Source organism: Xanthobacter autotrophicus (genome assembly GCF_029991245.1).
Classification (GTDB): domain Bacteria; phylum Pseudomonadota; class Alphaproteobacteria; order Rhizobiales; family Xanthobacteraceae; genus Xanthobacter; species Xanthobacter autotrophicus_C.
The window spans coordinates 1-12,808 of the sequence record NZ_JAIVFO010000131.1 but is presented as its reverse complement, the minus strand read 5'-3'; the positions used below and the strand labels follow the sequence as shown (position 1 = coordinate 12,808).

The window sequence follows — 12,808 nt, the reverse complement described above, 5'->3', positions numbered from 1 at the left end:
AGATGGCACCTCGTGAATGGGCGATGGCAAAGGCGCAGTTCGCCGTCATCTTCGGCGAGCGCTTCACAAAGGCCATGGCGGCCTGATCTTCAACCCGCCGCCCCCACACGAAATTCCTGACACTCCCGGCGCAGGCCGAGTTGATCCTGAAGCTGGTGGAGGAGACAAGCGACATCACCCTGATGGAGCTTCAGGCGCGCCTCGCCGAACACGGACACCTCTTCGCCATCGGCACGCTGTGGCGCTTCTTCGACCGCCACGCCATCACCTGAAAAAAAGGCCGCGCGCGCGGCCGAGCAGGACCGCCCCGATATCCAGAAACAGCGTCGGTCCTGGTTCGACGGCCAATTGGATCCGGACCCCGAACGGCTCGTCTTCATCGACGAAACCTGGGTCTCCACCAACATAGCCCGTCGCCATGGTCGCTGCCGTCGCGGGAAACGCCTGCGGGTCGGCGTGCCGCATGGCCACTGGAAGACCACCACCTTCGTCGCCGCCTGAGATCCATCGCATGGTTGCGCCCATGGTGCTCGACGGCCCGATCAACGCCGTGGCGTTCCAGGCCTACGTGGAACAGGTTCTTATCCCCGAGCTGAAGCCCGGCGACATCATGGTGATGGACAATCTCGGCTCCCACAAGGGGCCTCAGGTCCGAGCCGCCATCAAGGCTGCCGGCGCGCCAGCCTGCTTTATCTTCCGCCCTACAGTCCCGATTTCAATCCCATCGAGAAGGCTTTCGCCAAGCTCAAGGCACTCCTGCGCAAAGCCGCCGAGCGCTCCGTCGCCGGCCTTTGGGACGCCATCGGAAGGCTCATCGACTGCGTCACGCCTAATGAATGCCAGAACTTCCTTCTGGCAGCAGGATACGAACCAATATGAGCGGAAACACCCTAAACGAAAAACTCGGGCAGAACACTCTGCCGGGGTTTCGTGTGCTGCTGGCGAAGATGGGGCTCCCTCACCAAGTGTAGCGCAGTCCCAGCGTGCCACGGACGGTGTAGCTGTCGCCGAAGTCATTCAAAGCGGTGGAATAGAGCCCCTCGCCGTAGAGCGAGAATCGGTCGTTCAACGCCCACGTTCCGCCGAGGCCCACCTCGCCCCACAGCCGCTCTATGTCCTGCGTCTGAGGCGTGTAGCCCACGTTCACGCTGGCGCCATTCAGGAACTCGTACGTGAGGTTGACGATGCCGTAGCCCTGCAGGCGTCGGCCGTTGGCGGCGTTACGGGACAGGTTCTCCAGCCGCACCCCAGCCCGGCCCAGCAGGCTCTCACCGCCGCCCCCGCTCACCCCCACCGCAGAGCCGTTGGGGTTGAAATAGAAGAAGTCGTCGAAACTCACCGAAGAATAAATCAGCTGCGCCTGCGGCACGACGGTCCAGCCGCCAGAAAGCGCAAAGCACCGCCCGGTCTCGAAACTCAGCGCGTAGCCGAGGCCCTTGTTGCCGTTGGCTAGAGCGGGGAAGCCGCTCGCCGAGAGGTCGCTGTCATACCAGGTCATCTGACTGACACCGTCCACATAGAGGCCGTCCGTGCCGATCCAGGTAAGACTACCGCCGAGGCCATAAGCGGAGGTGTCGATCTTGCCCTGGCGCGGCACCAGCAGGATGGGATGGGGCGAGACCCCCACGTCCACCGACTGGGCGCCGTAGGTCCCCATGATGCCGAGCACCAGGGCGCCGTTGCGGTCCTCGTGCAGCACCCCATCGACGCCGGCCTGGGCGAACCACAGGTCCTGGTCGTAGCCGACGCCGTCCTTGGCGCTGATGGAGCCGATGAGGCCGAGGATGCGGCCCCACACGCCGCCGCCCACCACGTCCGCTCCCTGGGCCTGGGCCACCGCCTTCACCGGGGCCTTGGAGACGAGGCCGGATGAAGCCGGCATCTCCTCGAGCCACAGCCGGTTGCCGGTGCGCTGCTGCAGGGTGCCGATGGTGAGCTGGCCGAACTTCAGCAGGCTCTCGGCATAGGGCACCACGGTCTGGGCGCCGGTGGAGAGGGCGGAGCGTAGGTACCAGTCGCCGTCATTGGGATCGGCGCGGCCGCCCTTGAACAGGTCATACTGGAAGGCGCCGGCATATAGGTCCTGGGCGAGGGCGAAGGTGCCGGAGCTGGCGCCGTCCACCTGGACCACCTCGATGCCGTCTCCGGGGGTGTAGGCGCCGAGGCCGTTATAGTTGGAGATGTCAAGCACGGTGTGGCCGGCGGTATCGTCGTGGACCACCAGCTTGTCGGTGAGCTGGACGACGCCGCTGTTCAGGGTGGAGGACATGACCAGGGTGCCACCATTGGCGCCGGCATAGTCGTTGTCGACGGTGAGCGTCTTGAAGCCGCCGGAGGCGGGAGAGACGAAGACGATGCGCGATCCGTCATTGAGGAGGTCGGTGACGTTGGAATCGGCCGGCAGGGTCCATTGCGAGCCCGTGAGCGTCAGCGCCGAGGTCGACCCCGCCGCCGTATAGGCCCGCCCCCACAGCTCCGATCCCGTCGCCGAAACCACCGTCTGCCCCCCATCCGTCGCAGATAAAAGGCCCGACGTGCCGGTGGCGGTGACGCCGCTCAGGATGAAGGTGAAGGCGCCGTTGGTGGCATCGACGGCCCAGCCGGTGATGTCGATCTTCGAGCCTGTCGCCTCGATGCGCCCGCCATTCTCGCCGTGCAGGCCGATACTGCCCGCGCCCGACAGCAGGACGTCGCCGGTGGTGGTGATGTTGCCGCCATTGAGGGCGAACAGGCCGATATTGCCGGCGCGGGTGGAGGTCACGTCGCCGGAATTGCTGATATTGCCGTCGTCGGCGCGCAGGCCGGTGCTGTTGATGCCGTTGAGGACCACATTGCCGGTATTGGTAACGCTGGCCCTGCCGCTGGACTCGATGCTGGTGGTGCCGTCGGCATTCGCATTCACCTGGGCATTGTTCTCCAGGATGCTGAAGGTGCGGGCGGCCAGACCGATGCCGCCCTGGCCGGTGACGGTGACGATGCCGGCGGCGTCGTTGATGACCTTGGCCTTGTCATGGGCCAGCAGGCCGATGCCGTTGGCGCCCTCGACGTGCGCGGCGCCGGAATTGGTCACCTGGCTGCCCTCGTTCTGCGCCACGAGGCCGAAGCTGTCGGCCCCGCTTACCGTCACCTTGGCGGTGTTCAGCACCTGGCCGCCGGTCTCGGCGAGGAGGCCGATGCTGCCGGCGCCGGAGAAGGTGACCTCGCCCGCATTCTCGACGGTGGCCTTGTTGCGGGCGATGAGGCCGGTCACGCCGGTCTGCGCCGAGGTGAGCGAAGCGTTGTTGGTGAACTTGGTGGAGGCGTTGGGGTCGTCCACCGGATTGCCGTAGATGTCGTGCTTCTGCCCGTCGGCGATGCCGGCGACGGTTCCGGCCGCGTTCAGGAAGATCCGGGTGGCGTCATCGATGTTGCCGGTGGCGCCGCCTTCAATGGTGACGGCGTTGGAGCCCTCACCGGTGAGGTAGAAGGTACTGCCCTTGGTCTCGATCTTGGTGCCGGCGCCGGTGCCCAGCACGCCCACGGAATCCTCGCCGCTGACGGTGATGGTGTAGCCGCTGCCGTCGAAGGTCGCGCCGTCGGCGACGCGGAACAGGGTGGAGCGCTCGGTATTCACCTCGAGGGTGTTGCGCAGCACGGCGATTTTGGCGTCCGGCCCGTAGATAAAATAGCCGATCTGGTCGGTGCCGGAGGCGAAGTCGACGGTGGCGGTGTCCTCCACCGTCACGTCGGTGGTGCCGCGGGCATGCACGCCGATGGCGCCGATGCCGGTGAGGGTGACCGGGCCGGAAATGGTGGTGGTGGCGCTGCCGCGGTCGGCGCCTTCGGCCCAGACGCCGAAATTGCGCGTGCCGCTGGCCGGGTCGGCGCCACCGGCCACGGTGATGGAGCCGGTGGAGGTGGCATTGGCCGCCTTGCCCGCGCCGTCGGCGATGACCTGGATGCCGATGCCGTTCACGCCCTCGACGACGATGGCCCCGGAATTGTCGATGCTGCTGCCGGCGCCGGAATTGCGCACATAGAGGCCGGTATTGAGGCGCGGCACGTCGGCCGCGGCGCCCTTCACGGTGATGGAGCCGGAATTGTCCACCTGCACGTTGGTGGTGCCGTCGACGCGGATGCCCGCGGCGCCCTGCGTCTTGGTGCCGATGACGATGGCGCCCTCATTGTTCACCGTGGCGCCGCTGCCCACGTTGATGGCGGCGAGGTTGCCGCCGAGGTTCAGCGCCACGTCGGCGGCAGGTCCGTTGGGGCCGGTCTGCTCGCTGCGGCCGATATAGATCACCGCGTCGGCCGAGTTGGTGAAGGTGCCGCCGGTGATGTTGACGCCATAGGCCGAGGTGTTAGCCGAGTTTGCCGCCGTTCCGAGATTGATGATGCCGTTGTTCACCACCGTCGCGTTGTTGGCGGTGATGGCGCTGGAATTGGCACCGACGCCCTTGTTGATGATGTTCTGGTTGGTGAAGGTGGAGCCGTCGACAATGACGGCGGTGGCACTGCTCTTGGCGGTGATGACGCCGGTATTGGTGCCGCTGGAGCCGGTGCGCAGATAGACCGAGACGCCGTCATTGGAGACGATGGTGCCGGCATTGCTCAGGCTGGCGCCATTGGTGCCGCGCAGGACGCCGCCATTGGCTCCGGTGACGGTGAGGGTCGATCCCGGCTGGATCTCCGCGCTCGCCCGCGCGCCGTTGGCCGCAAGCACCGTGCGGGTGCCCACGCTCTGCCACACGTCGTCGGTCGGCGCCGGCAGCGGATCGGCCGCGGTGTAGCGAACGCTGCCGGTCTGTAGGTTGGCGGCTTGCGTCATGTAGGCGTCATACTGCGCCTGGTCGATCTCGCCGGTCTCGATCAGGCCGATGAGGGTGGTGTTGAAGGCCTGGTAGTCGGCGAGGCTGGTAATTGTGTAGCCGGTGCCGTTCACCGTTACCGTGGTCGGCCAGCCGGCGAGGGCGCTCGAGGTGACGGTGTCATTCCCGGGGACCGGATTGGACGGCAGAGTCGCCCCGTTCATCACGATGGTAGTGTTGCCCGGCGTCTGCCACGAGAGATTGGAATCGGCCGCGCCGGTGCCGTCGGCGCTGTAGAGTGTGGTCTGCTTGGCGGCGATGGTGAAGTTGCCGGTGGAGGCGATGTTCAGCGTGCCGCCGCTGCTCTCGACGGACCCGATGCGGGCGTCGATGTACTGGTTGTCATCCACGCCCACATAGAGCGTCCGGTTCGTAGCTCCGAACTCCGGTGCGCTCATCTGCCCGTTCACATAGACATTGATGGTCCGGGCGGAGCCCGTGATCGGGTCCGTGTAGCTCGCAGTGCCGTTCTGCGCGCCCTTGGCCAGTACCGGGGTGGCGAGGTTCTCGCTGCCCGAGACGATGGCGAAATCCTGTAGCGGCTGGCTGCCGGTCGCACCAGTCTTGCCAGCGACGAATTGATTAATGCCGGATAGGGTGACGGTATCGCCACCGTTGACGGTGGTGGCGCCGACCTTCGCGTCGTTGTCCACCGGATTGAACGGGCCGGTCGCGCACACGCCGCCTGCCGGCGCATTGCCGTCGCCGCAGCTGGAGGCCGAGACAGGGGCCGACACAGTGAGTGCAACCAACGCGATTGCAATGAGAGAAGCTCCCGAACGCAATTGCGCAACAATCGCTTCAGGCTCAGAGCGCTTCTGCTTCATCACCGAATCCTTCCAGCCATACCCAACAACCAATAAAAGTACATAAAAATCAACATCGATATGTTGCGTCGCAGCAACAGTCGGCCACATTTCGAAACGTCAATTGGGGGCACCTGTTTTGGACGGGATCGCGCGGCGTGCCAGGAGATCCTCGACCGGCGATGGTTTCGACGCGAGCTGCCTCTGCATCCAGGGGGGCGCCGCACAATGGCCGCTCTATTTCGGCGCGCGCAATTCCGCCATGACGTGGGCGAACGTCCTTAAGGTACCGGCCAGCGCCCTGTTCGCCGGGCCGATGCCGAAGGCCGAAGTTCTGCGGGTGCAGCTCGATGCCGGGAACGACATGCGCGATCTTGCGCCGGTGACTGGCGGCTTCCTCATTCTCACCGGCCTCGGCCGGTCGGATGACAATCTCGCCGCGCGGCGCAGCGTGATCCATTTCTGGGACGGGCGGTCGGAGACGGTGAAACCCTTAGCCAAGATCACCTCCGCCGACGATGGCAAGCCGGAGGCGCTGCAGCTCATCGCTGACAGCGTCGCCGGCAACCCCTATGAAGTGCTGGTGCTCATGGACGGCGTGAAGAACGGAGCGCCCAAGGTCTATGGTCCCGGCGCCATGATTCCCAGAGCCTCAACCGGTGTTTGATCCCGGGCTTTGATGGTGCAGTCTTTTCGCAGGAATGGAAGGATGCGCTATGGGGCAGGTTCTCCATGGATGCGCCACGACGACGGAGGCGGTCCGTCGAGCGATACAGCATAGTCAAGAGAGCCTGAGGGCTCTGGCCCAGCGCTACGGGATCAACCCGAAGACCGTCGCGAAATGGAAGCAGCGGACCTCGGTCGCCGACCTGCCGACCGGACCTAAGGCGCCGAGGTCCAGCGTTCTGGCACCTGAGGAAGAGGCGATCATCGTCGTCTTCCGCAGGCACACCCTGTTGCCGCTCGACGACTGCCTCTACGCCCTGCAGGCGGCGAGCTTCTCGCCGACACGGCCTATGACAGCAACACGGCGCGAGACGATCTAGCCGGGCGGGACATGCGAGCGGTCATCCCCAACACTCCCACGCGCAAATATCTGCATCCGTTCGACAAGAGGCGCTACAAGAAGCGCAACGCCATCGAGCGCATGTTCTGCCGCCTCAAGGACTTCAGGCGCATCGCCACCCGATACGACAAGCTGGCGCGGAACTATCTCGCTTCCCTGTGCCTCGCAGCCCTCGTCGCCTGCTGGTGCCGTTGAGTCTCGACCCTAAACCTTCCCATTGTACCCTCCGGGTATGTTGCCCATTGGTCAGATCGGGGCCCATGAGCGATCAGCTAATAGTTGCATTTTAGTATAAAAAATCTAATGATGTGAAAGAAGGTAACGTCGCCAGGATCGCGACAACACGACATCAACCATGCGCTATTTCTACCTCAGTCAGAAGCATTTGTCGCGGGGGAGAAAACCCATCTTGCAGCGCACATTGCAAACTGCTACTTCGTCAAAAAGCGGGCGGGCGGTCAGTCGGCTGCGGTCCCAATTTTCCCAATTCGATGCAGAAGGTCGCTTATATTTATGCAACCAGATCGCGATTGGGCGCCAAGCAGCCCTTCCTTCGGCGGGCTCGTGGGCGGTAAACATTTGACGTTGGATCTGCCGAATTTTCTGTCGATCCTGCGTCGCAACCGCATCCTGATCGCAGCCGCCACGCTGGCGACCATGCTTCTCGCTGGCATCTTTGCGAAGACCACCCTCCCGACCTTTTCTGCCACGGCTTTTGTCATCATCGATGCGCGCAATGCGCGGGTGACGATCGATCAGAACAATGTTCCGCTGACGCCAACGCAGCTTGGCCTCGACCAGGGCGCCGTCGACAGCCAGGTGCAGATCCTGGGCTCCGAGGAGATCGCCCTCAAGGTCATTCGCGAGACGGGGTTGGATAAGGATCCGAACTTTCTGGCGCCGAACAATGTCATCGTCGGTTGGATCCAGGGCGTTGTCGGCTCCATCATGGGTTTGATGCCCTCCAGCAACAGCTCGGACGACAACGCGGTCATCATGACCGATGGCATCCCGCGCACGGTCATCGAAGCATTCCAGAGCCGGCTGACCTTGAAACGGCTCGACGAGACCTACGTCATCGCAATCCGTTTTGACGCCACCGATCGGGACACCGCGGCCAAAGTGGCCAATGCGGTTGCCTCCGCCTATCTGAATGATGAACTCAACGCGCGCTTCGACTCGGTGCGCCGTGCCTCGCTGTGGATGGAGCAGCGCCTCGCCGAGCTGCGGCAGGAGGTGATGCGCAGCGATCACGCGGTGCAGAATTTCCGCAAGAAGAACGACATCTATTTCACTGGCGCGAATGCCGGCAGCACGTCCGGCTCGGGCCAGGGGCAGCTCCTCGCCGATCAGGCGCTCTCCCGTCTTTCGGACGATGCGGCGGCCGCCGAGCGTGTGCGGGGTGAGCGGCAGGCGCGCTACGATCAGATCCAGCAGGTGATTGAAGCCGGCAATCCCGACGCCGCGGTGCCTGACGCGCTGACCAATGACGTCATCGTCAAGCTGCGGAATCAATATGTGCAGAATGCGCAGCGCCAAAGCGAGATCGTAAGGCGTTATGGCGCCAACCACGAGGCGGCCCAACGCATTGCCTTCACAAACCAGGAGATCGGCCGCTTGATCATGCAGGAGTTCGAGCGGATCGCGCAATCCTACCGCAACGAACTCCAAACGGCCGTGAAGCAGGAGGAGGACCTGAACGCCGCCCTCGAAAAGGCGAAGTCTGCCGCGTTTGCGTCCGGCTCCACCCAGGTCAGCTTGCGCGAACTCCAGCGCGAGACGGATACCTATCGAACGCTCTACGAAAAACTGCTGGATCGCTACAACTCCGCCATGCAGCAGCAGACCTTCCCCATTACTGATGCCCGCATCCTCACCAAGGCCTCACCACCACGCACTAAGAGTGGGCCGAAGACCGTCCTGTTTCTCCTTCTGGGCGGTGTCGCTGGTGCCATGCTGGGTGTCGGCGCGGCCTTCGCCCGCGAACTGACCGACGGGACCTTCCGCACGCCGTCGGAGGTGGAGGAGAATCTCGGCCTGCCGGTGCTCGGCGTGGTGCCGAAGCTCAGCGAGAAAAGGCTGCAGGAGGTCACGGGCACCGCGCTCGCTGCGCGGAACGTGCCGGCGGGATCGCTGGTCTTGCCCGGCTACATCGGGCTTCTTCAATACAGCGCGGACAAGCCATTCTCACGCTTGGCGGAGACCATGCGCGCCAGCAAGGTGGCCGCGGACCTTGCCTTGATGAATCGGCAGACCCGGGTCATCGGCGTGGTGTCCTCGGTCCCCGGGGAGGGCAAGTCCACCATCGCCATGAACCTTGGCGAGGTAATTGCCAGCTCCGGCCGGCGGGTGCTGGTGATGGATTGCGACCTGCGTAATCCCACGCTCAGCACCGCCGCGGCGCCCGATCGCAAGTCCGGGCTCGTCGAATATCTGGCCGATGGAACGGTCTCGGCGTCGGAATTGATCTATGTCGATCCGTATAAGCCCCTGCAGTTCCTGCCTGCCAATGGCAACGTGCGGCTGCCGCAAACACCGGAGCTTCTCTCGTCCCAGCGCATGGTGGACCTGCTGTCCTCGCTGCGCCAGTCCTTCGACTATATCGTCATAGACTTGCCTCCACTGGCCCCGGTAGTGGACGTGCGCGCCATGGTGAACAACGTGGATGCCTTCGTCTTCGTGGTGGGGTGGGGCAAGACTTCGGTGGCGACAGCGCAGCAGGCTTTGTCGGCCATGCCGGGCCTTGCCGAGAAGACCATCGGTGTGGTGTTGAACAGCGTCGATGTCGATCAGATGCGCACCTACACCAAGGCCAATGGCGGCGAATATTATGACTATGACCGCTTCGAGACCTATACCACGCAGCACTAGAAGCGGCATCAGGCTCGGGATCTATTGATCTCCGGTGCGGTGTAATTGACTATCTCCGTGGAGGACGCTCGGTCGGCAAGGTGTGTGCACCCGGTCGAGCGGCAGAGGCGGGATGGTGCCGCTTTCTCCTATCGCATGGGGTACCCGCGGGGCGATGGATGCCACACGGTGCTTCGCATCGGTCTCGGCCACTCGCGCATTGCTTAAAGGTGGCTGGGGAGATGCCGTGCTTGCGGCGGACGTCGGCGGTCTTCTCCCCCGCCTCTTGCTCCTTCAGGATCCCGATGATCCGCTTTTGTATTCGTTGCGCTATCGTCAACCCCAATAATGCGCGCCGCGGATTCTTTGCTTCTGTCCGTGGTAGAGGATCGCCACATGATGGTGTTCGATGGAATGGCCGGTTCGAGTTCTTCGGCGTGCTCGGCCGCGTCAGCGGCTTCGACGGCAGATTCCACCGCAAGGGGAGCTGTCAGGATTTCCGTGTGAGGGTGGCGGGTTGAACATCAGGCCGCCATGGCCTTGGTGAAGCGCTCGCCGAAGATGACGGCGAACTGAGCTTTGGCCATGATCCATTCACGCAGCCCCCATCTTCCACTCCTTTTCGGAGCGGTTTAAGATGAGGAAGAGGAGCTTCATCGCGGCCTCGTCGGTCGGGAAGTGGCCTCGGGCGCGTATGGCGCAGCGTGGCGTTCAGCGCCTCGATGGTGCTGTAGAGGATGTGGCGGACGTCGGCCGGGAAAGGTGGATTCAATCGGTCGTCGCAACACCTGACCCAAGGAGGTTGCGATGGGCATTCGAAGACGACGGTCCGATCGGTCTGGAAGACGCCCGTTGCCATCGCCGGGGCGACCGCCGGAAGCTGGACGAGCTGAACTCCAACGGTTCTGGTCGGGTATTGCGAAGGGGATGACCAGCGAGGATGCTGCTTTGGCGTCGGGCGTGTCGGCTCCAGTCGGTGCCCGATGGTTCCGGAAGGCGGGCGGCATGCCACCAGCAACGTTCAGATCCTCGGCTGGAAGAGCCCAGCAGAAGCACTTGACCAGTGGTTAAAATAGGACGGAATATTATTGTTGCGACGACCGATTGAATCCACCCAATACGCTGCCGAGGCCTACCGCGGGGCGCTTGCCACCGCGGGCATCACCCCATCCATGAGCCGCAGGGGCGATTGCTGGGACAATGCACCGATGGAGAGTTTCTTCCATACCGTGAAAACCGAGCGGGTCCATCATCGCCTCTATGCCACCAGGGCCGAGGCGCGACGGGACCTGTTCGGGTACATAGAGGGCTTCTACAATCCCCGCCGCCTGCACTCGGCGCTCGGCTACATAAGCCCGGCCGAGATGGAACGCAGAGCGGCTTAACCCCCTCCACTTTTTCGGGGGAAGATCATCGGGCTCGCGAGTGCCTGACGCTGATCCGGATCTTCGAGGAGTTGCGGGGCCTCGGCTACGCGGGCGGCTATGACGCTGTGCGGCTCTATGCCAAGGGCTGGCGATGTGACCAGGCCTCGCTATCAGCGGCGGCCTTCGTACCTCTGAGCTTCGATCCGGGCGAGGCCTACCAGTTCGACTGGAGCCACGAGATCGTCCTGATCAACGGGACGACAGTGACGGTCAAGGTTGCCCACGTTCGGTTCTGCCCTTCCCGGGTGATGTTCGTGCGGGCCTATCCCCGCGAGAGCCAGGAGATGGTGTTCGACGCCCATGCGGGCAAGCGTGCGCAGCCTGCGTAAACTTGGCTACGGGCGCTCGTCTTCTTCAAGGGCACCTGCACGCGCGGTATCTACGACAACATGAAGACGGCGGTGGAGACGATCTTCGTCGGCCGGGAGCGGGCCTATAACCGACGCTTCCTGCAGATGTGCGGACATTACCTCGTTGATCCCGTGGCCTGCGCGCCAGCGTCGGGCTGGGAGAAGGGGCAGGTCGAGAACCAGGTTGGCTCAGGTAGCGCGAGCGTTTCTTCACCCCGCGGCTTCGGGTGAAGAGCTATGAGGAACTGAACGCTTGGCCGCGCGACCGTAAGCCTCCGGCGAGGGCCGCGGGACCTCAGCTTTCGGTTGTGTGTTGATCTGCGATAAGATCCTTGAGGGTTTCGATGCCGAAGGACGTGAAGGCCATTGTCTGGCGTTCGTTCGTGTCGTGGATCCAGACGAGGCCGTCCTCCGGGTCCATCTGATCGGCGAGCGCCCAGAGCCGATCTTCGGTTTCGCCCAGCATTTGGGCTGCGAGCGCGATGGTGAAGACGTTGGCGTCGGCGGCCATGTCGTCAGGCGGCTTCACACTGTCCGGCGCTGCCGGCTTGCCAGCTCCATGGCAACAGTTCGGCGAGCCGGCTCTGCGGCGTCCCCGCGATGCGGGCGAGCACATCGGCAAGCCAGGCCTGCGGATCGACGTTGTTGAGCTTCGCCGTGGTGATCAGCGTCGCCATGGCGGCGGCGCGCTCGGCGCCGCGGTCGGAGCCGGCGAAGAGCCATGCCTTCCTTCCCAAGGCGAAGCCGCGCAAAGCCCGCTCCGCTGCATTGTTCGACAGGCAGGCACGGCCGTCATCCAGGACGGTTGCAAAGCCGTTCCAGCGCCTGAGCATGTAGTCGATCGGCTTGGCAACCGACGCCGATCGGGACAACTTGAGGCGCTGCTCGCCGAGCCAGGCGTGCAGGTCATCGACGAGAGGCCGGCTTTGCTCCTGCCGGGCGTCGCGACGCTCCCGCGCACTCAAGCCGCTGATCCCGCGTTCGATGTCGAAGAGAGCGTCGATGCGCTTCACCGCCTCCAGGGCGATGGGCGATACCGGCGCGGCGCCGGGCCCGCGCCGCGCGCTTGCGGCGATGTCAGCGAGTTCGAAGAAGCCTCTCCTGGCATGTGACCAGCAAAGCGCCGACGTGACCGGTCCGCCCGGACGTGCGGGATCATACAGTCCGTTGTAGCCGCCGTAGGCGTCGGCCTGGAGGATGCCCCGCCAGCCCGCGAGGTGTGCGTCCGGATGCTCCTGCCGCCTGTCGCGCGAGGCGAAGTAGAGGGCCGCCGGCGGGTCGGCGCCGCCGAAGGGGCGATCGTCGCGCACATAGGTCCAGATCCGGCCCGTATCAGTCTTGCCCTTGGCCAGGATCGGCACGGTGGTGTCGTCGGCGTGCAGTCGCTCCGCCGCCATGACGTGCCGGGCGATCAGATCATGCAGAGGCCTCAGCGCCGCAGTCGCCGTACCGACCTGATCGG

At 64.2% G+C, this 12,808-nt stretch carries 8 protein-coding genes and 7 pseudogenes; 9 read left to right on the top strand and 6 right to left on the bottom strand.

Features of this window, described 5'->3' with window-relative positions; translation table 11 throughout:
* Positions 1-140: 140 nt before the first annotated feature.
* Entirely contained in the window at positions 141-272 is a 132-nt protein-coding gene (locus K9U41_RS23995) for a hypothetical protein (protein ID WP_432715820.1), read from the top strand.
* Here K9U41_RS23995 and K9U41_RS23990 read toward each other — a convergent pair.
* Entirely contained in the window at positions 265-525 is a 261-nt protein-coding gene (locus tag K9U41_RS23990; RefSeq protein ID WP_432715821.1) for a hypothetical protein, read from the bottom strand. The genes K9U41_RS23995 and K9U41_RS23990 overlap by 8 nt on opposite strands.
* On the opposite strand from K9U41_RS23990, the pseudogene K9U41_RS23985 reads away from it, so the two are divergent.
* Positions 419-879 (top strand): annotated as a pseudogene (locus K9U41_RS23985) (transposase). The gene K9U41_RS23990 and the pseudogene K9U41_RS23985 overlap by 107 nt on opposite strands.
* 79 nt (positions 880-958) lie before the next feature.
* On the opposite strand, the gene K9U41_RS18185 reads toward K9U41_RS23985, so the two are convergent.
* A complete protein-coding gene (locus tag K9U41_RS18185; protein WP_282642283.1) occupies positions 959-5,584 on the bottom strand; it encodes an autotransporter outer membrane beta-barrel domain-containing protein in 4,626 nt (1,541 codons plus the stop codon).
* Positions 5,585-5,915: 331 nt separating this feature from the next.
* Between K9U41_RS18185 and K9U41_RS18180 the strand changes: the two genes are divergently transcribed.
* The 4 genes and pseudogenes from K9U41_RS18180 to K9U41_RS18165 all read left to right on the top strand — a co-directional run bounded on the left by K9U41_RS18180 (position 5,916) and on the right by K9U41_RS18165 (position 9,590).
* A complete protein-coding gene (locus K9U41_RS18180) occupies positions 5,916-6,320 on the top strand; it encodes a hypothetical protein (RefSeq protein WP_282642282.1) in 405 nt (134 codons plus the stop codon).
* A 49-nt stretch (positions 6,321-6,369) separates the two neighbouring features.
* A pseudogene (locus K9U41_RS18175) lies at positions 6,370-6,645 on the top strand (helix-turn-helix domain-containing protein); the annotation flags it as partial.
* Positions 6,624-6,914, top strand: coding sequence for a transposase (locus tag K9U41_RS18170; RefSeq protein WP_282642284.1), 291 nt, complete (start codon positions 6,624-6,626; stop codon positions 6,912-6,914). The pseudogene K9U41_RS18175 and the gene K9U41_RS18170, both read left to right, overlap by 22 nt.
* Before the next feature lie 384 nt (positions 6,915-7,298).
* Complete coding sequence (locus K9U41_RS18165) at positions 7,299-9,590, top strand: polysaccharide biosynthesis tyrosine autokinase (protein ID WP_282642281.1); 2,292 nt, start codon at positions 7,299-7,301, stop codon at positions 9,588-9,590.
* A gap of 205 nt (positions 9,591-9,795) precedes the next feature.
* On the opposite strand, the pseudogene K9U41_RS18160 reads toward K9U41_RS18165, so the two are convergent.
* Positions 9,796-9,909 (bottom strand): annotated as a pseudogene (locus K9U41_RS18160) (IS3 family transposase); the annotation flags it as partial.
* Between the two features lie 184 nt (positions 9,910-10,093).
* Positions 10,094-10,329 (bottom strand): annotated as a pseudogene (locus K9U41_RS18155) (transposase); the annotation flags it as partial.
* A 47-nt stretch (positions 10,330-10,376) separates the two neighbouring features.
* On the opposite strand from K9U41_RS18155, the pseudogene K9U41_RS23980 reads away from it, so the two are divergent.
* The 3 pseudogenes from K9U41_RS23980 to istA form a co-directional block, all read left to right on the top strand.
* Positions 10,377-10,631: pseudogene (locus K9U41_RS23980) on the top strand (IS30 family transposase); the annotation flags it as partial.
* Between the two features lie 50 nt (positions 10,632-10,681).
* Positions 10,682-10,954 (top strand): annotated as a pseudogene (locus tag K9U41_RS18150) (integrase core domain-containing protein); the annotation flags it as partial.
* 35 nt (positions 10,955-10,989) lie between these two features.
* Positions 10,990-11,603: pseudogene (gene istA / locus K9U41_RS18145) on the top strand (IS21 family transposase); the annotation flags it as partial.
* Positions 11,604-11,641: 38 nt separating this feature from the next.
* Here istA and K9U41_RS18140 read toward each other — a convergent pair.
* On the bottom strand, positions 11,642-11,857 hold the full coding sequence (locus tag K9U41_RS18140) for a hypothetical protein (protein WP_282642280.1): 216 nt from the start codon (positions 11,855-11,857) through the stop codon (positions 11,642-11,644).
* Between the two features lie 4 nt (positions 11,858-11,861).
* On the bottom strand, positions 11,862-12,808 hold a 947-nt coding region (tnpC, locus tag K9U41_RS18135; RefSeq protein WP_282642279.1), incomplete at its 5' end, for an IS66 family transposase.